Genomic DNA, 19,060 nt, shown 5'->3' with positions numbered 1-19,060 from the left:
GCTGAAGGCGCTCTGGAAAACTCCCGGTCGATCCCCGAAACCGCCGTATGCCGAGGCTTTCGATGATATGGCGGAGTGTCACTACTTGCTTTCGACGGGCTGCATCGGTATAAAAATCAAATTATTTTTTAAAACAATATTTCCGCCGTGGAACCCTTATGGTCGCGAAGAAACTCAGCGCTCCAAACGTTACCAAGACCCGCTTGCTGGATGCGACAGAAGCTCTGTTTATCAAATACGGGTATGACGCGGTGCTATTACGGCAGATTACCGAGCGTGCCCAAGTCAACCTGGCCGCCGTGAACTACCACTTCGGGGACAAGGATTCCCTGATGAAAACCCTGCTGATGCAACGTCTGGAGCCGCTCAACGAGCAGCGCCTGGAACTGCTGGCGCGCTGCGAAGCCGAATCCGACGGCCCGCTTGATTGCGACACGCTGCTGGGCGTGCTGTTCGCCCCGGCCATGGGCCTGGAGCGCAGCGACCCGTCAAGCGGGGAAGGGCGCTCGTTCATCCGCTTTTTGGGCCGGGTATACAGCGACACGTCGCCGTTTATCCAGGAATACCTCAAGGTGCATTACCAGCCGGTGTTCCAGCGCTTCTTCGAAGCCTTCGCCCTGGCCTTGCCGGACCTGCCGCGCAACGAGCTGGGGGTGCGCCTGCAATTTGCCCTCAAGGCGATTTCCGGGGTAATGGCCGGCACCGAGCTGCGCCTGCTGATGAACTCCATGAGCCTGGGCCGCCCGGCCACCGACGCCGAAGTCATGGCCAAGCTGATCACCCTGGTCTCGGCGGCGATCCGCGTGCCGCAACAAAGCCCCGAAGCGCAAACCGCCTTGGCCAAGGTGCTGGACACCCAGCGGGCTATTCGCGAACAAACGGCGCCTGTTGCCAACGCCGCACGCTGAGGCCCAAACCCCAGGCAAAAAAAAGCCCGCTGGGGCGGCGGGCTTGATGTGCAACGTTTGTAACGGATGAGGCTTCACCCTACGTCTGTGCATGTGAATAAATCGTGAAAAAAGCGTAAGAAAAAGTGTGGATGTTAAGAGATTCATACTCGGTTGCGAGCACGTCGGTTAGGCATTGCGTCCTAGCCATTCGTCGTCACTGTCAATTCTGACAGTAGATTTGATTGTCTCCCCAGGCGTTTAGTCACCTTGCCCGTCGCGCCATTTCAGCGCGGCCCTGACCATGCAAGGTGATGGCGATGTCCACAAATTTTCCTGTACCCGAACTTAACCCTTCTCCGATATACCCCCCCGTAGACCTGACGAAGGCCAAATACGCTGAAACATCCAAGATAGGCCTTGGCAGAAATGGCATATATGCCCTATTTGGCATCGATGACACAGACAAGGGCGCCATATTTAGCGTTTTGCGTTGGGACGTCGTAGATGGCGACTATCTGAGTTTGTGGATCAATAATCAGGCGTTCGTCGGGGCCAACGTCACGCGCGGCGAAAACTCTCATTATCTCTTGGAAGTCCCTGCCGAAAAGGTACCCGAGGGTGACTGCACGTATTTTGCCAGAGTTCGCCGTGCGCTCAGCGGGAATGAGGTTGATTCGGAGGTTCAGTCCATTCTGTTCAAGACGACCATCCCGGGCGGCTACGACGACGACGATACGCAGCAATGGCACAGCGGTTTGGCGATGGAGCTTGGGAACTTCAAGCCAGGCGCTATTCTGACGCCGACCAACACCGCAGACGGCTTGCAGTGTTTGATCATGCCTTATGAGAACATCCGCAAGAACGACAAGATCATCGTTCGCGTGGGCGGGACTATTTATGTGCACACCGTCGACGGTGAACAGGCGAAACAGCCACCGACGCAGCCGATTGTCGTGACTGTGCCCGTGGAGGTCTTGCGCAATCTCAACCCATCAGGGGAGGTTAAGGTGTACTTCACCGTGCTCGACGTGGTGAATAATGAACCTTTTGGTCGATTTCCGTACTCCCAACCTATCGTATTGAACAGTGAGATGTACACGTATCCGTTGGCGCCACCCTATGTGATGGTGGATGGCCAGTATATCAGCGAGCTTGATCTCGACACCCAGAGCGGAGCAACACTGGAGGTGGAGGTTGAGTTGAAGCCCAGTACCGTGCTGCCCAAGCCTCCGAATAAGGTAAAGGTTCATGTAGAAACGACCGATAAATACGGCGCGACCGAAACCTTGACTCACCTGGTAGACGACAACAATCGCAGGTTTCAAATCATCCCCCTGCCGGCCGAATGGATGGCAACGTTCAAGCAATTGGCCGGGGGGAGCTTTCGCGTATGGTACGAGCAGATTAAGAGCGACGGGGTATTCCTGAGGCGTTCGAACAGTACGTCGATTGGTGTAGTAGGTACACCAAGCCTGATGCCAGCACCCATCATCACACTTTTGGAAGCAGGGCTGTTTCCACTCAATACACATATGGAGTTGGTACTACCGCCTTATCAACCCCACGACCCTTCATACACGGAAACTGTGAAGCTTCAGCATATAGATGCGAACGGCAGCGGTGCGCTCGTGATCTCCCGTCAACAGGCTGGCGCGCAGGGCGGCACACGGCTGATACTCATGGAGGCCCTGAAGGTATTTGAGGGCAAGGGTGTCTGCCAGGCTTTCTACGAAACCGACGATGGTAAAGGTACGCCTGGCTCCGTTCGGCAATCGGAAAAGCGGAACTTCGAAATTGGTGTTCGCGTTCCAACCCTGCCGCCCATGACGGTTCCCGCCATCCTGGACAACAACATCGACCCGGCCACGGTGCCGGGTGCGAACTGGCTGATGTACATTCCCTACGCAGGCACTGTCGTCGGTGACAAAGTGTATTGGACCGTGAGTGGCGAAAGTTCGATTTCAGGTTTCATCGACATCACGACCGCGCTTAAGGGAGTTCAGTTGACAACCCTGGAAATTCCGATAGATACCTCTTTCCTTGTCGAGAACAACAACCGCAGCATCCGTATCAGCTATAGCGTTGTACACGCCGGCCCGCCAAAAACGACTGAGAGCTCGATGGTGCTCAACCCCACCGTCGGTGCGGCGGTGGAGCTGGGGTTGCTCAAAATTCTTGAGGCTGATCCGACTACGGGCAGTATCCGGCCGATAACGGTGAAAGGCGGCGCAACCCTGCAAATCAGCTACAAATCGATGCTGCCGGGCGATGTAATTACGTACACATGGCGAGGTCAATATGGCTACAGCCAGTTTAAAGCTGTCGCGGCACCCAATCCGGCAACCGACAGCATTGATGTGGTTATTCCGGCCAACGTCATTGCCAAGGGCGTGCACCCAAAAGGTAACGCCATCACGGTGGAGTGTGAAGTAACGCGTGGGCAACTGAGCTACAAATTTCAGCCGTTGAATGTGCGTCTGCTGCCCCTAAAGGTATTCCCGACGCCTTATATCGTTGGGTTTGAAAACCAGACAGTGTTGCCGGTGAGTGAACTGCCTGCCGAGGCCACTATCAAGGTCGCGCCGTGGGAGTTTATCAGGGAAGGCCAACTCTATTGGGTGACGGTGGAAGGTACCTTGGCAACGGGTATTGAGTGCACCGCCGACCTCGCCATCGCCAAGCCACTCACCGTAGGCGATCTGACCAACGGGATTTCCTTGCCGCTCTCGACAAGTATAGTGCGCGCGCTTCAGGATAATTCGGTCTTCAAGATTCGCGTTTGGGTAAGTTTCCCAGAAATCCCCATCAAGCAAGTAGCGATCGCCTTTGAGGTTGCCAATTACGTTGTACAGCTACTGCCGACTGAGCTGCCTTTTCCAACCCTTAACGGCGCTCCGAGTATCGGGCAAACGGTGACGGTCGACCCCTTGATGTTTAAAGACAGCACCCAGGTAACGGTTAAATACGGAGGTATGGTCCCGACGGACATTATTACAGCAGAATGGATTCATTGGAGTGGGACTAAAGTTACATTAACGCTCAATGGCGTGACAGGCGGGTCAGTGACGTTTGACTTTACGTCGAATAAGGTGATGCACAATAGCGTGAATAGCATCGTGCAATTAAAATACTCGGTTGTGCGCGGCGGCAAAACCATTCCGTCCTCGGCCCAGACCGTTAACGTTTCGACTATTGCACCGGCTAGTCTGCCGAGACCGAGCATAAATGGTCTGACTGAAGGCGCTATTCTTGATCTGACTAGCTTTTCAGGAAATGCCCAATTAGCCTTGAAAGCATGGCCTTTTATCAAAACCGGACATCGGGTATGGATCACCCTGAGCAGCAATGGTGTAGCGCCATTGAGTGTGCTGGCAGGTTATTTTGTCACGGAGAACGAACTCCCGAATGGCCTGGCGAATATACCTGTATTAAGAAGTTGGCTGGAGAAACTGCCCAATAACAGTACTCTGGTCGTGGGTGGTCGCGTGGGGTTTGATGGTGATCAACAAGAGCAGAAGGCGGTGGAGCTGGGCAGTACATCATATGCGCTCAAGAGAAATTACATTGAGAATTTTGATAGCTCTCCTGCTACAACTATTCGATTGGTGGGCACTGGGTTTCTTTCTGAAACTCTGATGGTAACGCTTATAAGTCTTCCTCAAGGGAAACACCCTACGATTGTTCCTTATGTGCAGTTGTCCGACTCATATCAAACTTATTTCAATCCTAGTAGCGGTAAGAATATTCATAACTATTTACCCCTTACTAAAGTTGGCGATAATATTGTTTTTGATATTCGATTAATTCGCGGAACGGCGAGTAGAATTGGTTTTTGGGCGCTTAGGGGTAATCATGTTATACTTGATCCGACGTTGACTGTTATATATTTAAATGTCGCAGGGGGTGAGTTGGGTAGAAAAGTGTTTCGTGGTCCGTTTGCCTTTGCCGCTTTTTATGTAGATAGTGGAGATCTCAAGGACATTAAGGCTATTAGAATTTTGACGGAGTCTCAATATTTTCTTACGAACTTTGAGATTTTTGATCACGTCATGTAAATCAATGTGGCTGGTTTCAAATCGTCGATAAAGTTAGTTTAGGGCAGACCTATCTAATCCATAGGTCCGCCCTGTTTTAATCAGCCTCAGATTTTCCAGCGCGATGAACTCTTCGCCAACCGCCCCCGCATCCCCTCCACATTCCCCGCCAGTTGCACCGTCAACAACCGATACCCATCCAACGCACTCTGCACCGGCGCAGCCAACCCCTCGCCCTCCACGGCATGGGTGGCCTGCCGATCGAGCCTGTCGGTAAACCCCGACTTCAACGCCCGCGCCATCCCCACCAACTGCACCCGAATCTGCCGGTGCTCGGCCTTCAACATCACTTGCATTCTTGCCATTGCCTGCTTGTCACGCGGGTCCGGCCGGGTATTGCCGAGAATCTCCAGCGTGCTGATGCACATGCGCAGGTGGCGCTGGATGGCGTCCAGTTCGGTCATGGAGATGCGTACTTCCTTGGACACCGAGGGCATCAGCGAACGCAGTTGCACCATCGCCGCGTTGAGGCGGTTGAGCAGCTTGAGGTGTTCGTCGTCGGTGACCGACTGGCCATTGACGATGCGGCTGTAAATGGCGGCGCAGTCGCGCAGGGCGCCGGCCAGGTTGTAGCGCCACGAATACACCGCATACAGCGGCAGGGCGAAGGAGAACGCCAGGGCCAGCACGATGCCGATAAGAATATCGACGGTACGCCACAACCCGTCCGACAAGGGATTGTCCCCGTGGCCGGCGACGATAAACACGGTGATCGCCGACAACAGCGCGATGTAGCCGCCCTTGCCGATGGCATGGTAGGAGAAGAACCCGCACACCACCGACATCAGCAGGTAGGTCAACAGCGGCAGGCCAAAGTAGGCCTGTTGCACCACCAGCAGCAGGCCGACGCTGGCGCCGATCAAGGTGCCGTAGGCGCGCTCCACGGCCTTTTTGCCGATGTTGCCGTGGTGCTGCAAGCCGCCGATGACGATCAACATGGTCACCGATGCCCATTCGCCATGGGGTAGGTTGATGCCGGTGGTCAGCAGGATCGTCGCCAGCAAGCCGATGGACACGCGCGCGGCGTGGATCAGCTTGGCATGGCGATAGCGCCGGTAGGGGTCGAGCAACGGGCGCAACAGGCGCCGGGCGAAGAGTGGCAGGTTCATCAGTACTAAAGTGGCCTCGGTTCAGGAGATGTACACAATCCAAATGTGGGAGGGGCGGTGAGTCGTGCAGATGTTAGAAGATGTAATCGGTGGTCAGAAAGCTTGAATCGCGGTTGCGCAGGATGTCGCTGACCAGCGCCTTGTTGCTCTCCTGGAATTTGGTCGCCACCAACGTGCGGATCGAGAACACGCGCAAGGCGTCATGAACCGACAGCGTGCCTTCGGCGGAGTTTTTGCGCCCGTTGAACGGGAAGGTGTCCGGGCCGCGCTGGCATTGGGCGTTGATATTGATGCGCCCGACCTGGTTGGCGAAGGTGTCCACCAGGCGCCCGACCTGGGCGGCGTCGGTGCCGAAAATACTCAGTTGTTGGCCAAAGTCGGCGTCGAGCACGTAGTCGATCACCGTTTGCAGGTCACGGTAGGGCACGATCGGCACCACCGGGCCGAACTGTTCTTCGTGGTACACGCGCATCTGCGGGTTCACCGGGTACAGCACCGCCGGGTAAAAGAACGAACCGCGACTGACCCCACCCTCGCTATTGACCACGTTGGCGCCGTGTTGCACGGCATCGGCGACCAGCCCGTTGAGGTAATCCACCTTGCCCGCTTCCGGCAACGGCGTCAGTGCCACGCCGTCCTCCCAGGGCATGCCGGGTTTGAGCGTTGCCAGCCTGGCATTGAATTTTTCGATGAAACTGTCGACCACGTCCTGGTGCACAAACAGGATTTTCAACGCGGTGCAGCGCTGGCCATTGAACGACAGCGAACCGGTGAGCGCTTCGCTGACGGCGTTGTCCAGGTCGACCTCGGGCAACACGATGCCGGGGTTTTTCGCATCCAGGCCCAGGGCGGCGCGCAAGCGGTGCGGTTTGGGGTGCAGTTTTTTCAGGTCGCTGGCGGCCTTGTTGGTGCCGATAAACGCAAAGATGTCGATCTTGCCGCTGGCCATCAGCGCACTCACGGTTTCGCGGCCACTGCCGTAGATCACGTTGATCACCCCGGCCGGGAAGCTGTCGCGGAAGGCTTCCAGCAACGGGCGAATCAGCAGCACGCCGAGCTTGGCCGGTTTGAACACCACGGTGTTGCCCATGATCAGCGCCGGGATCAGCGTGGTAAACGTTTCGTTGAGCGGGTAGTTGTAGGGGCCCATGCACAGCGCCACGCCCAGCGGCACGCGGCGGATTTGCCCGAGGGTGTCCTGTTCCAGCTCGAAGCGGCTGCTGCGGCGGTCGAGGTCCTTGAGGGCGTTGATGGTGTCGGTGATGTAGTCGCAGGTGCGGTCGAATTCTTTCTGCGAGTCTTTGAGGTTCTTGCCGATCTCCCACATCAGCAGCTTGACCACCGCGTCGCGCTGTTCACGCATGCGTCGTAAGAACGCTTCGACGTGCTGGATGCGCTCGACCACGCGCATCGTCGGCCATGCGCCCTGGCCACGGTCATAAGCGCGCACGGCGGCGTCGAGGGCGGTGAGGGCGGTGCCTGCGTCCAGCAGCGGCGTGCTGCCGATATGCACGCGCTCGTCGCCCAATTGCACCGGGCTTTGCACGCGGGCCAGCGGGCCGTTCCATATGTGCAATTGGCCGTCCACCAGGAACTCACGCTGTTCAATGGGCGCTCCCAGGCGAAAGGGCTCGGGAATATCGGCGGCGGAGGTCGGGAACAGTTGGGCGATCAGGTTGCTGGTGGTCATGTCGCTACCCCTGGAATAGTTGCAAAACATGACTAGAGAGTCACCCATCCCAGTGCGCTATGGCAAGGCTTGCGCGCTTTCTCCTACGCACGATGGCGTGCGCCGGGTAAACTGCGCGCCTTTCTTGAAGGAGTTCACATGAGCCAGTACCAGCCGGGCATTCTTGCCGCACCGGTGCCTTTGCAGGCACGCCATCTGTTCTTTGCCGTGCAAACGCCGGTAGCCGTACCCGCTGCGCTGGACGCGTTGGTACAGCTTGCGGATTCGTCGGCAGTGGTCGGTTTCGGTGAGCCGCTGGTACAGGCATTGGGCGTACACATTGATGGCCTGCGCGCCTTCCCGGCCGTCAGTGGTCCGGGCGCGCATAACCCGTCTACCCAGCACGCACTGTGGGTGTGGTTGCACGGCGTGGATCGCGGTGAGTTGTTGCTGCGCAGCCGGGCGTTCGAAAAGGCCCTGGCCCCCGCGTTTGGCCTGGTGCAGTCAACCGAAGGTTTCCGCTACAAGACCGGTTTTGACCTTACGGACTACGAGGACGGCACCGAAAACCCCCATGACGACGCCGCCGTCGAAGCCGCCTTGACCGACAGTGGCGCCAGCTTCGCCGCCATCCAGCAATGGCAGCACGACCTGGATGGCTTCGCCGCGTTGCCCGCCCAGGAGCGCGACCACATCATCGGCCGCCGCCATGGCGATAACGAAGAACTGGAAGACGCCCCCGAGTCTGCCCACACCAAACGTACCGCCCAGGAGAGCTTCACCCCCGAAGCCTTCGTGGTGCGCCGCTCCATGCCATGGGCCGAGAACGGCCAGGCCGGCTTGATGTTCCTTGCCTTCGGCCATTCCTTCGACGCATTCGAAGCGCAACTGCGCCGTATGAGCGGGCTGGAAGACGGGATCGTCGATGGTCTGTACCGCATCAGCACGCCGTTGACCGGTGGTTACTACTGGTGCCCGCCGATCATCGGCGGGCACCTGGACCTCAGCGTGCTGGCGAACATGAAATTGTCGACAGGCGGTTGATCGGCGGCTGAAAAAAATCTGCGCCGCCCTTAATCTGGCGGCCTTATCACCGCGTGGGTTCGTTCATGTCTTCTGTTGCCGATGGCCTGCCCCTTAATAAACGCCTGCCGGCGGTCATCGCGATTTCCCTGGGGATCGGCATGGCGACGCTCGACACGGCCATCGTCAACACCGCATTGCCGACGCTGGCGCAGGGCATCGGCACCGATTCGGCCTCGGTGATCTGGGTGGTCAATGCCTACCAGTTGGCGATTATCGCCACGGTCCTGCCATTTGCCTCGTTGAGCGATGTGCTCGGGCACCGGCGGGTGTACCTCGGTGGGCTGCTGCTGTTTATCGTCTCGTCGTTGTTGTGCGGGTTGGCCGGTTCGCTGGTCACGCTCACGGCCGCACGGGTAGCGCAGGGCCTGGGGGCGGCGGCGATCATGAGTGTGAACACCGCGCTGCTGCGGCACATTTACCCGTCAACCATGCTCGGGCGTGGCCTGGGCTATAACTCGCTGGTGGTGGGGCTGGCCTTCACCTTGGGGCCGACCGCGGCGTCGGCGATTCTGTCGGTGGCCAGTTGGCACTGGTTGTACCTGATCAACGTGCCGCTGGGGTTGCTCGCCTTGGGCTTGGGCCTGCGTTCCTTGCCGACGTTGCCGATGACCGGGCATGCGTTTGATCGTCTGGCGGCGGTGTTGTGTGCCGGGCTGTTCGCCTTGTTGGTGCTGGGCCTGGGCACGGCGGTACACGGTGCCCAGTGCGCGTTGACCCTGGGGCTGGTTGCCGTGGCGCTGGTGTGCGGTGGGGTGTTGTTGCGTCGTCAGGCGGGGCATCCGGCACCGATGCTGGCGCTGGACCTGTTCAAGCGCCCGGTGTTTGCCCTGTCCTCGCTCACGGCGATCTGCGCCTTCAGCGCCCAGGGCCTGGCCTTTGTGTCGCTGCCCTTTCTGTTGCAGGCGGTGCTTGGCCATAGCCAGGTGGAAACCGGTTTTCTGATGACGCCCTGGCCGGCGGTGGTAGCGGTGATGGCACTGGTTGCCGGGCGCTTGGCCGACCGCGTGTCCCTGGGCTTGTTGTGCGGTATCGGCCTGTTGATGTTGAGCGCGGGCATGGCAGCGATGGCGACGTTGGGCAATGGCGCGTCCGCCTTCGATATCGCTTGGCGCATGGCCTTGTGCGGCGCCGGTTTCGGCTTCTTTCAGTCGCCCAACCTCAAGGCGTTGATGACCAGTGCGCCGTTGGCGCGCAGCGGTGGGGCCAGTGGCATCGTGGCGATTTCACGTTTGCTTGGGCAAACGCTGGGGGCTTCCTTGGTGGCTTTGTGTTTCCACTTGTCCTTGGGCAGCGGTCCTTACTACGCGCTGTGGCTGGGCTGCGCGTTTGCGTTGGTGGGCAGTGTGGCCAGCGGTTTGCGTTTGTTGCCCTACGGGAAAAAACCCTGATGGGGCGTTGTAAAACAGCGTTCGGGAAGGCTACCGTGGCGGCCTGAATATTTCGGGATGTTTCAGATTTATGTCCAGCCAGGCTCAACGCACTGCCGACACCACCTCCCGCCGCGCCGCGCTGACCCTGGCTTTGTGTTTACCCAGCGACGTGTTGCTCTACCTGTTGCTGCCCATGGAATCCCAGGCGTTCGGCATCACCTTGGCCCAGGCCGGGGTGTTGCTGGCGGCCAACCGCCTGGTGCGGATTTTCGGCTATCGGCATGTACTCAACTTCTACGCGCGCAACGGCGATCGCCTGACCTGCATGATCGCCGCCGGTGCGGCTGCGCTGTGCGCCGTGGGCAACTCGGTGCTGTCGGGTTTTGCCGCGTTGTTAGGGCTGCGGCTGGTGTGGGGCTTGTGTTTCGCGGCGTTGAACCTGTCGACCCAAGTGCTGGCGACCTCCGAGCCCGTCGGCGCCGCACGCCGGGCCGGGCGTTCACGCGCGTTGATCGCCTGGGGGCCGATGCTGGCGTTGCCGTTCGGCGGCTGGCTGACCTTATGGGTGGGGCCGCGACCGATCTTTCTGATTCTCGCCGCCTGCTGCTTGCTGGGTGTGTGGGCGGCGCGGGGATTGCCGGGCGCCGCCCATGACTTGCACAACAGCTCGGGGCGGCGCTTCAAGTTTCCCGACAGCGTGGCGATGTGGTCGTTTATCGAAGGCGTGGCATTGGATGGGTTGTTCATCTTTGGCCTGTCGATCCAGGCGCAAAAGCTGCTGGGGGGCGATGCGGTGCTGATTGCCGGTGGGTTGATGGCGCTGCGCTATGTCTCGGAAATGCTCCTGAGCCCGCTGGGCGGTCGCGCGGCGCAACGTTTTGGCGCCACCTCGATGTTGCTGCTGTTTTCGTTCCTGAGTGCCCTGGCCCTGAGCGCGTTCGGCAGCTATTGGGTGATAGTCGGCGCGGCCGCGGTGCTGGTGCTGCGCGCACTGCAACTGCCGCTGGTGACGACGTTGGTGGCCGAGCGCAACCCCGGCGCGATGCGCGTGTCGGCCCTGGCCTCCAATGCGGTGTGGCGGGACATCGGCGCAGGCCTTGGCCCGCTGCTGGCGGGCCTGCTGTTGCCGGTGGCCTCGGCGCCCCTGGTATTTGGCGTGGCCGGGGCGGCGATTGCCGTGAGCGCGCTGTTCTGCTGGCGGGCCGGCCCGTCGGCGAACTGACTCAGGCGCTCTTCAGGCGTTCCAGCCAGGCGGGATCGAAGCGGTTTTGTGCGGTGTCGATGCCCAGCGCCTGCAGCTTGGCTTGATGGGCCTGCATCTCGCCGACCAGTTGCGCCTGGGCACTGGAATTGGCGTCCAGCGCGTGCATCTGCGTCAGTCCCAGGTGATAGAAACGCAACACCTTCATCGCCGTCGGGTCGTTGGCCTGCACACCCTCGGTGACCTTGTGCATCACGTTGGTCACCCGCATCAGGCTGCGCTTGAGCTGCCAGCCATACACCGCCGGCGCCAGCCATGGCTGGCTCCAGAACGGGCCGCGTACCAGGGCAACGGTGATCAGCACGCCGGCGAATACACCGCCGACATTGAAGCGAAAGTTGTCTGCGCCGGGCTCGCCGAACAGCATCACCGCGGCGCTCGACAGCAGCATGGCCAAGGCCAGGAATAGCATGGCGACGATCAACGTGCTGCGGCGGGTCTGTTGGCGGTAGGTGACGGGGTCGCAGGCTTTGAGTTCGAACATGCGGGTAAGGTCTCCAGAGGGTGGCGGGGTGGCATCATCGCACGCCTGGGCAAACAAGTTGAACGATGCCGGCGGCGGCGTTCTCTAAATTCAGCCAGGCCACCAATGTTCATGAGGTGAACCATCATGCCCGAATACAAGCAGCCACCACCGGGTACACCCAACCCGGACCGCACACCCGGAGAAGAAGAGCGTGACAACGATGCGTTGCGCCCCAATGACCCGGCTGAGCGTGACCAAAATGACGACGTGGAGCGGGTCGAAGAAGACCTGGAAAACCTCCACGACAAAGCCCGCCCGCTTTGACAGAAGAGACTGCCATGACGAATCCTCCGAAAGGCCCGCGTTCCAGCGAGCACGCCAGCGGCAAGGACGAACTGGGCTTCGACCCGGACTCGCCGGACGTTGCCGACCCGCAGGTCGACCCCATCGGCCCGGCGATCGCGCCGTTGGACAAAGACAAGAAGCAGCCATCCGAAAAAAAACCGCCCTATGACCCGTTGGGCGACCTGAAGAAGTGACGCAGGCCCCGCCGTCGAGCGGGGCCTTCATTTATTTGGGCGCTACCCAGGTGACGTCGCTGATCCCGTACTTTTCCGCCCAGGGCCGGGTGGTTTTCTTGACCTGCTCGTGGCCCACACGGCCGATGCGGCTGACGTGCGCAATATCGGCATCCACCGCCGCCCAGTGCCAGGCTTCGGCGTTATTCATCACTTCGGCGCGCACCACAAAAGACTTCGGTTTACCGTGCAATTGGTAGTGGACGGTGTAGATTTTTGCGCTACTCATGTTGCCTCCCTGTCTCGTTTTAAATGGAGGCAAATGCGTTCAAGAAGGTTCATTCAAAATGACAACCTGCACACGGCGGCGGCATAGTGGCCCATTCGCCTCGTGCACAAGGATCGCGGCTGATCGCCGGGAGCCTTGAGCTAGAGGCGTCGCTGAACCGTTTTATCTCCAACTGGGTGCATTTTTTTTCGAACCTTTTGCGTCAACCTGCGCTCGAACCGGTTCCTGAATAATTTGCAACCAACAAGGAGATGTAAAACGATGTCAAGGCTATTCGGAACATTCCTCAAGAATTCTTCATTGCTGGCGCTGGTTGCCGCGCCGGCCGTGGTGTTCGCCGCCCCGTCCACCGACCCGATTTCGACCTTCGGGATCCTGGGCAGCTACAACGACTTCAAACTGGAGGGCGGTAGCGAAAGCGATAAAGACCATATGCCGCAGGCGGGCCTGTTCTATAACTTCGGTAACAAGCTCACTGCCGAATCCGGCTTTATTTACCAGGCCGGTATCGAAGCCAAGTACGGCAAGAAGAGCGACAACAAACTCAAGGAAGGCCAGGCCGACCTCGACCTCGGCTGGCGTGCCGCGCTCGATGCGCGCAACTTTGTAGACGTGGTCGTGGGCGGTGGCTACAGCTGGACCCGTTACGAGTTGGAGTCCAACGACAACGATCTGGAACTCACCAACAAATCGCCATTCGCCAAGGCCGCCCTGGGTTACAACCACCAGTTCGATGACATGACCCTGCGCGTCGAAGCCGGTGCCCGTCGCACCCTGGATGGCCGCACGCGAATCAAGGTCGACGGTCTGGGCAGCGACACCGTGGACCTCAAGGACCGCACCAACCCCTATGCCGAAGTCAGCCTGCTGATGAACCAGAAGGGTGATCTGCCGGTGACGGCGGGCCTGTATTACACCCGCACCGAGTACAAGCTGGATGCCGACTCCGAAGTCGCCGATAACACCAAGCTCAAGCGTGACGAGTATGGCGTCAAGGTAGGTATTGCGTTCTAAGCAGCTCCCTCGCCACAGAGGGGGCGGTGGTCTTCAGAATGTAAAAACGGCGCCCGAGGGCGCCGTTTTTTTTACTGCATCAGCGGTACGATCACACACCCAATACCGCGTGCTGCACCAAGGTGAGCAACGGTTGCGGGTACACGCCCAGGAAGAACGCGAGCAGGGCGATGGCCAGCAGCATCACGCCACCGGCTTTCTGTTCCCAGTGCAGTTCGGCGTCCACACGGCGCAGGTTCGGCTCGATCAGGTACAGGGTGACCATCACACGCAGGTAATAGAACACGCCGATGGCGCTGCCCAGTACCAGGGATGCAACCAGCCACCATTCGTGGGCTTCGACACCGGTTGCCACGATGTAGAACTTGCCGATAAAGCCAGCGGTCAGCGGAATGCCGGCCAGGGACAGCATCATCACGGTGAGTACGGCGGTCAGGTACGGACGGCGCCAGAACAGGCCGCGGTATTCGTACAAGGCGTCGGCGTCACGGCCTTTGTAAGGCGAAGACATCAAGGTGATCACGCCGAACGCACCCAGGCTGGTGATCACGTAGGTGACCAGATACACGCCGATGGCTTCCACGGCCAGGCCTTTGCTCGCCACCAGGGCGATCAGCAGGTAGCCGAAGTGGGCGATGGACGAGTAACCCAGCAGACGCTTGAGGTTGTTCTGGGTCAGGGCCAGCAGGTTACCGAACAGGATCGATGCAATCGCGATCACGGTCAGCACGTTGCTCAGCACACCGGTGTTGGCCGCGGGCGAGATCTGGAACAGACGCACCATCACCGCAAACACTGCAACCTTGGACGCCGTGGCCAGGAACGCGGCCACCGGCGCCGGGGCGCCTTCGTACACGTCCGGGGTCCACAGGTGGAACGGTACCAGCGACAGCTTGAACGCCAGACCGATCAGCATCATCGCCAGGCCCAGTTGGGCGATGGGCGCAGGGCTGTTGGTGGTCGCCAGGGCGTGGCCGATACCGGTGAAGCTCAGGCTGCCGGCTTCGGCGTAGAGCAGGGCCATACCGAACAACAGGAACGCGGAACCGGCGGCCGACAGCACCATGTACTTGATGCCGGCTTCCAGGGAGCGTTTGTTGAAGAAGGCATAGGCCACCAGGCCGTAGGTCGGGATCGACAGCAGTTCCAGGCCGATGAACAGGCCGGCCAGGTGCTGCGCGCTGACCAGCACGATACCGCCGGCCGCAGCCAGCAGGATCAGCAGGTACAGCTCTTCGCGGTTGCCGGGGTAGCCGGTGCCGCCTTCGCCGAGGTAGGCGTGGGCGAGGGTGACGCAGGCCAGGGTCGCGACCAGGATCAGCGCGATGTACAGCAGCGCGAAGTCATCGACCATCATCAGCGGGGTGACCGCCAGTGGCGCGACCTTGAGGGCCGGGATGATCGACAGCAGGGCCAGGTTCAAACCGGCACAAGACAGCAGGAACGTTTGCGAGTGATTGCGGCGCCAGGCGATCGCCAGCATCACCACCACGATGGTGAGGCTGGTGATCAGCAGCGGCGCAAGCGCGATAAAGTGTTGGATCGTGAATTCCATAGCGCTCTTACCGGGCCGAAGCGAGTTGAGAGAAGGCGGTGCCGAACCACTGCTGCACGCCATGCATCGTTGCGGCAGAAGTGTCCAGGAACGGCTGCGGGTATACGCCGATGTAGATCAGCAGTACCGCGAGGCCGAGCACCATGATCAGTTCGCGAGCATCCATCCCCTTCAGGACAGTGTCGGACTTGGCCGGGCCGAAGTAGGCACGGTGGATCATGATCAGCGAGTAGACCGAACCGAACACCAGGCCCGAGGTAGCGATGGCGCTGATCCACGGCGTCTGCACGAAGGCTCCCATCAGGATCAGGAACTCGCCGATGAAGTTACCGGTACCCGGCAAGCCCAGGGATGCCGCGGCAAAGAACAGGCTGATCGCCGGCAGGTAAGCGATGCGTGACCACACGCCACCCATTTCACGCATGTCACGGGTGTGCAGACGCTCGTACAGCTGGCCGCTGAGGATAAACAGCGCAGCCGCCGAGACACCGTGGGCCAACATCTGGATCACCGCGCCCTGCAACGCCAGCTGGCTGCCGGAGTAGATGCCGATCAGTACGAAACCCATGTGGGAAACGGACGAGAAGGCGATCAGGCGCTTGATGTCGGTTTGGGCGAAGGCCAGGAACGCACCGTAGAAGATCCCGATCAGACCCAGGGTCATGGCGATCGGCGCGAACTCGGCCGAGGCGTTCGGGAACAACGGCAATGCGAAGCGCAGCAGGCCGTAAGCGGCGGTTTTGAGCAGGATACCGGCGAGGTCGACGGAACCGGCGGTCGGTGCCTGGGCGTGAGCGTCAGGCAACCAGGAGTGGAACGGCACCACCGGCAGCTTCACCGCGAAGGCGATGAAGAAGCCCAGCATGAGGATGTACTCGGTGGTCAGGGACATCTTGGTTTTCAACAGGTCGGCGTAGTTGAAGGTAATCACGCCTGTGCTGTTGAAGTTGACCAGTACCAGACCCAGGATCGCCACCAACATGATCAGGCCGGAAGCCTGGGTGAAGATGAAGAACTTGGTCGCCGCGTAGATCCGGGTTTTCTTGCCGTCCGAAGAACTGTGACCCCAAAGCGCGATGAGGAAGTACATCGGCACCAGCATCATTTCCCAGAAGAAGAAGAACATGAACAGGTCGAGGGCGAGGAATACGCCGACAACACCGCCCAGAATCCACATCAGGTTCAGGTGGAAGAAGCCCACGTGACGCTGAATTTCTTTCCAGGAGCAGAGTACCGAGAGGATACCCAGCAGGCCGGTCAGCAGGATCATCAACAGCGACAGGCCGTCGAGGGCCAGGTGCACGTTGATGCCGAAACGCTGGATCCATACGTGCTTGAATTCAAGCGCGAAGGTCGGATCGACGCCCGGTGCCGGAGCGAATGAGTAGTCACCATGGGCCCACAGCCAAAGGCCGAGCGCGAGTTCCAGGGACATGGTCAGCAACGCAATCCAGCGGGGGAGGGTGGCGCCGAAGCGTTCACCCATCCAGCAGAGCAGGCCGCCGATAAAGGGGATCAGGATTAGCCAGGGCAGAATCATGACAGGCTCGTTTCCTTTCGCAAGTTCGCAAAGTTCATATCAGACCGCTACCACTACGATGGCGCCGATCACCAGCACGGCACCGGCCGCCATGGAAGCTGCATACCAACGCAATTGGCCCGTCTCGCTTCGGCTCAGGGCGGTGTGACCGCCTTTCGCGGCGCGCGGGATCAGACCGATGGTCTGGTCGAGCGGGTCTTTGCGCAGTACGTGGCTGATAGCGAGGTAAGGCTTGACGAACAGTTTGTCGTAGATCCAGTCGAAGCCCCACGCGGCGAACCACCAGGCCGACAGGAAGCGGCCGATGCCACTGTTGGCCACGGCCGTCACGAAGCGACGCTTGCCGAGGAACAGCAGGGCCGCCAGCAGGATACCGGCAATGGCAATGGCGCCCGAGGCGATTTCCAGGCTGTGCTGAGCTTCGCCGCCGGCATGGCCGACGCTCTGTGGCAACACACCGTGCAGAGGCGGGGTGATCATCGCGCCGACGAAGGTCGACAGGATGATCAGCACCGACAATGGCAACCAGTGGGAGATGCCGTGGCCTGCGTGCGCTTCGGTCTTGGCTTCACCGTGGAAGGTGATGAAGATCAGGCGGAAGGTGTACAGCGAGGTCATGAACGCACCTACCAGGCCTGCGTACAGCAGGTTCCGGTTACCGCTGGCGAAGGCTTCCCAGAGAATTTCGTCCTTGGAATAGAAACCGGCGGTCACCAGCGGCAGGGCGGCCAGGGCGGCACCACCGACGATGAAGCTGGCGTAGGCCAACGGCAGTTTCTTCCACAGACCGCCCATCTTGAAGATGTTCTGCTCGTGGTGGCAGGCAACGATCACCGCACCGGAAGCGAGGAACAGCAGGGCCTTGAAGAAGGCGTGGGTCATCAGGTGGAAAATCGCCGCGTCCCAGGCTCCGACGCCCAGGGCCAGGAACATGTAGCCGATCTGGCTCATGGTCGAGTAGGCGAGGATACGCTTGATGTCGGTCTGCACCAGCGCGGCGAAGCCGGCCAGTACCAGGGTCACGCCGCCAACGATGCCTACAAGGTGCAGGATGTCCGGCGCCAGGGTGAACAGGCCGTGGGTACGGGCGATCAGGTAGACACCGGCGGTTACCATGGTGGCGGCGTGGATCAGTGCCGATACCGGGGTAGGGCCGGCCATGGCGTCCGCCAGCCAGGTTTGCAGCGGCAGTTGCGCGGATTTACCCACGGCGCCGCCCAGCAGCATCAGGGTCGCCAGGGTGATCCAGAAGTCGCCGACCTGGAATTTTTGCGGTGCCAGCACCAGCAGTTCCTGGATATTCAGCGTGCCCACCTGTTGGAACAGGATGAACAGGCCGATCGCCATGAACACGTCGCCGATGCGGGTGACGATAAACGCCTTGAGCGCCGCGTTACCGTTGTTGCGGTTGCTGTAGTAGAAACCGATCAACAGGTACGAGCACAGGCCCACGCCTTCCCAACCGAAGTACAGGAACAACAGGTTATCGCCCAGCACCAGGAACAGCATGCTGGCGATAAACAGGTTGGTGTACGAGAAGAAGCGCGAGTAGCCCGCTTCACCGCGCATGTACCAGGACGCGAACAGGTGGATCAGGAAGCCCACACCCACCACCACGCCGAGCATGGTGATCGACAGGCCGTCGACGTAGAGGGCGAAGTTGGGCTTGAAGCCCTCCACCGACATCCACTGCCACAGCACCAGGGTGTAATGGCCGCCTTCGGGCGGTGCCACGTTGAATTGCCAGATGACGTAAGCGGCGACGATGGCCGACAGGCCGATCGAACCCACGCCCACCAGGGCAGACAGGTTTTCCGACCAGCGTCCACGGGAGAACGACAGCAGCAGGAAACCGATCAGGGGAAATACGAAAGTCAGAAAGATCATGTTCATCCGCGCATCTCACTGGCAGCGTCGATATCAAGCGTGTGGAAGCGACGGTACAGCTGCAGCAGGATCGCCAGGCCAATACTGGCTTCGGCGGCTGCCAGGCTGATCACCAGGATGAACATGACTTGTCCATCCGGCTGGCCCCAACGTGCGCCCGCCACGATGAACGCCAATGCCGCGGCGTTCATCATGATTTCCAGGCTCATCAACACGAACAGAATGTTACGGCGAACCATCAGGCCGACCAGGCCAAGGCAGAACAGGATGCCGGCGACCGCCAGACCATGCTCCAAAGGGATAGCAGGCATC

Annotated in this window: 16 protein-coding genes; 8 read left to right on the top strand and 8 right to left on the bottom strand. The window is 59.9% G+C overall.

The annotated features are described in order from the left end of the window. Positions 1-158 precede the first annotated feature (158 nt). On the top strand, positions 159-908 hold the full coding sequence (locus KSS96_RS17925; protein ID WP_017527160.1) for a TetR/AcrR family transcriptional regulator: 750 nt from the start codon (positions 159-161) through the stop codon (positions 906-908). Between the two features lie 299 nt (positions 909-1,207). Next, the gene (locus tag KSS96_RS17920; protein WP_217855163.1) at positions 1,208-4,945 is read left to right on the top strand and encodes a hypothetical protein; all 3,738 of its coding nucleotides are present in this window, start codon (positions 1,208-1,210) and stop codon (positions 4,943-4,945) included. 86 nt (positions 4,946-5,031) lie between these two features. On the opposite strand, the gene KSS96_RS17915 is transcribed toward KSS96_RS17920, so the two are convergent. Together KSS96_RS17915 and KSS96_RS17910 are read right to left on the bottom strand one after the other, a co-directional pair. After that, positions 5,032-6,093, bottom strand: a complete 1,062-nt coding sequence (locus tag KSS96_RS17915) for an FUSC family protein (RefSeq protein WP_135196780.1) — start codon at positions 6,091-6,093, stop codon at positions 5,032-5,034. Positions 6,094-6,166: 73 nt separating this feature from the next. Continuing rightward, entirely contained in the window at positions 6,167-7,783 is a 1,617-nt protein-coding gene (locus KSS96_RS17910) for an NADP-dependent glyceraldehyde-3-phosphate dehydrogenase (protein WP_137219762.1), read from the bottom strand. Between the two features lie 138 nt (positions 7,784-7,921). Here KSS96_RS17910 and KSS96_RS17905 point away from each other — a divergent pair, with 138 nt between their 5' ends. The 3 genes from KSS96_RS17905 to KSS96_RS17895 all read left to right on the top strand — a co-directional run bounded on the left by KSS96_RS17905 (position 7,922) and on the right by KSS96_RS17895 (position 11,440). Continuing rightward, positions 7,922-8,806, top strand: a complete 885-nt coding sequence (locus KSS96_RS17905) for a Dyp-type peroxidase (RefSeq protein ID WP_017527164.1) — start codon at positions 7,922-7,924, stop codon at positions 8,804-8,806. Positions 8,807-8,871: 65 nt separating this feature from the next. Further along, a complete protein-coding gene (locus tag KSS96_RS17900) occupies positions 8,872-10,236 on the top strand; it encodes an MFS transporter (protein WP_017527165.1) in 1,365 nt (454 codons plus the stop codon). A 70-nt stretch (positions 10,237-10,306) separates the two neighbouring features. After that, entirely contained in the window at positions 10,307-11,440 is a 1,134-nt protein-coding gene (locus tag KSS96_RS17895; protein WP_017527166.1) for an MFS transporter, read from the top strand. Between the two features lies 1 nt (position 11,441). On the opposite strand, the gene KSS96_RS17890 is transcribed toward KSS96_RS17895, so the two are convergent. Further along, the gene (locus tag KSS96_RS17890) at positions 11,442-11,963 is read right to left on the bottom strand and encodes a DUF3087 family protein (protein WP_065877434.1); all 522 of its coding nucleotides are present in this window, start codon (positions 11,961-11,963) and stop codon (positions 11,442-11,444) included. Positions 11,964-12,089: 126 nt separating this feature from the next. On the opposite strand from KSS96_RS17890, the gene KSS96_RS17885 reads away from it, so the two are divergent. Together KSS96_RS17885 and KSS96_RS17880 are read left to right on the top strand one after the other, a co-directional pair. Continuing rightward, the gene (locus KSS96_RS17885; RefSeq protein WP_017527168.1) at positions 12,090-12,269 is read left to right on the top strand and encodes a hypothetical protein; all 180 of its coding nucleotides are present in this window, start codon (positions 12,090-12,092) and stop codon (positions 12,267-12,269) included. A 14-nt stretch (positions 12,270-12,283) separates the two neighbouring features. Then, positions 12,284-12,484 (top strand): DUF6021 family protein, encoded by a 201-nt coding sequence (locus tag KSS96_RS17880; RefSeq protein ID WP_017527169.1) that lies wholly within the window; start codon positions 12,284-12,286, stop codon positions 12,482-12,484. 31 nt (positions 12,485-12,515) lie between these two features. Here the strand turns inward: KSS96_RS17880 and KSS96_RS17875 are convergent, their stop codons facing one another. After that, entirely contained in the window at positions 12,516-12,752 is a 237-nt protein-coding gene (locus KSS96_RS17875; RefSeq protein WP_017527170.1) for a DUF6555 family protein, read from the bottom strand. Positions 12,753-13,013: 261 nt separating this feature from the next. Between KSS96_RS17875 and KSS96_RS17870 the strand changes: the two genes are divergently transcribed. After that, a complete protein-coding gene (locus KSS96_RS17870) occupies positions 13,014-13,766 on the top strand; it encodes an outer membrane beta-barrel protein (RefSeq protein ID WP_017527172.1) in 753 nt (250 codons plus the stop codon). Positions 13,767-13,857: 91 nt separating this feature from the next. Here KSS96_RS17870 and nuoN read toward each other — a convergent pair whose 3' ends face one another. From nuoN to nuoK, 4 genes are read right to left on the bottom strand one after another with little or no spacing between them, the layout of a single operon-like run. Beyond that, entirely contained in the window at positions 13,858-15,321 is a 1,464-nt protein-coding gene (nuoN, locus tag KSS96_RS17865) for an NADH-quinone oxidoreductase subunit NuoN (RefSeq protein WP_017527173.1), read from the bottom strand. A gap of 7 nt (positions 15,322-15,328) precedes the next feature. Beyond that, the gene (gene nuoM, locus KSS96_RS17860; protein WP_017527174.1) at positions 15,329-16,861 is read right to left on the bottom strand and encodes an NADH-quinone oxidoreductase subunit M; all 1,533 of its coding nucleotides are present in this window, start codon (positions 16,859-16,861) and stop codon (positions 15,329-15,331) included. A 39-nt stretch (positions 16,862-16,900) separates the two neighbouring features. Then, on the bottom strand, positions 16,901-18,754 hold the full coding sequence (gene nuoL / locus KSS96_RS17855; RefSeq protein ID WP_068934710.1) for an NADH-quinone oxidoreductase subunit L: 1,854 nt from the start codon (positions 18,752-18,754) through the stop codon (positions 16,901-16,903). Further along, positions 18,751-19,059 (bottom strand): NADH-quinone oxidoreductase subunit NuoK, encoded by a 309-nt coding sequence (nuoK, locus tag KSS96_RS17850; RefSeq protein WP_003174727.1) that lies wholly within the window; start codon positions 19,057-19,059, stop codon positions 18,751-18,753. The genes nuoL and nuoK overlap by 4 nt, the downstream gene beginning before the upstream one ends. Position 19,060 lies beyond the last annotated feature (1 nt).

It is taken from the genome of Pseudomonas asgharzadehiana (genome assembly GCF_019139815.1).
Lineage (GTDB): Bacteria > Pseudomonadota > Gammaproteobacteria > Pseudomonadales > Pseudomonadaceae > Aquipseudomonas > Aquipseudomonas asgharzadehiana.
Note: the sequence above shows the minus strand (reverse complement) of the source record. Positions and strands in the feature narration are given on the sequence as shown.

Coding starts and splice junctions, on each gene's coding strand:
- KSS96_RS17925 (WP_017527160.1), top strand. CDS start 159: ATGGTCGCGAAGAAACTCAGCGCTCCAAACGTTACCAAGACCCGCTTG.
- KSS96_RS17920 (WP_217855163.1), top strand. CDS start 1,208: ATGTCCACAAATTTTCCTGTACCCGAACTTAACCCTTCTCCGATATAC.
- KSS96_RS17915 (WP_135196780.1), bottom strand. CDS start 6,093: ATGAACCTGCCACTCTTCGCCCGGCGCCTGTTGCGCCCGTTGCTCGAC.
- KSS96_RS17910 (WP_137219762.1), bottom strand. CDS start 7,783: ATGACCACCAGCAACCTGATCGCCCAACTGTTCCCGACCTCCGCCGCC.
- KSS96_RS17905 (WP_017527164.1), top strand. CDS start 7,922: ATGAGCCAGTACCAGCCGGGCATTCTTGCCGCACCGGTGCCTTTGCAG.
- KSS96_RS17900 (WP_017527165.1), top strand. CDS start 8,872: ATGTCTTCTGTTGCCGATGGCCTGCCCCTTAATAAACGCCTGCCGGCG.
- KSS96_RS17895 (WP_017527166.1), top strand. CDS start 10,307: ATGTCCAGCCAGGCTCAACGCACTGCCGACACCACCTCCCGCCGCGCC.
- KSS96_RS17890 (WP_065877434.1), bottom strand. CDS start 11,963: ATGTTCGAACTCAAAGCCTGCGACCCCGTCACCTACCGCCAACAGACC.
- KSS96_RS17885 (WP_017527168.1), top strand. CDS start 12,090: ATGCCCGAATACAAGCAGCCACCACCGGGTACACCCAACCCGGACCGC.
- KSS96_RS17880 (WP_017527169.1), top strand. CDS start 12,284: ATGACGAATCCTCCGAAAGGCCCGCGTTCCAGCGAGCACGCCAGCGGC.
- KSS96_RS17875 (WP_017527170.1), bottom strand. CDS start 12,752: ATGAGTAGCGCAAAAATCTACACCGTCCACTACCAATTGCACGGTAAA.
- KSS96_RS17870 (WP_017527172.1), top strand. CDS start 13,014: ATGTCAAGGCTATTCGGAACATTCCTCAAGAATTCTTCATTGCTGGCG.
- nuoN (WP_017527173.1), bottom strand. CDS start 15,321: ATGGAATTCACGATCCAACACTTTATCGCGCTTGCGCCGCTGCTGATC.
- nuoM (WP_017527174.1), bottom strand. CDS start 16,861: ATGATTCTGCCCTGGCTAATCCTGATCCCCTTTATCGGCGGCCTGCTC.
- nuoL (WP_068934710.1), bottom strand. CDS start 18,754: ATGAACATGATCTTTCTGACTTTCGTATTTCCCCTGATCGGTTTCCTG.
- nuoK (WP_003174727.1), bottom strand. CDS start 19,059: ATGCCTGCTATCCCTTTGGAGCATGGTCTGGCGGTCGCCGGCATCCTG.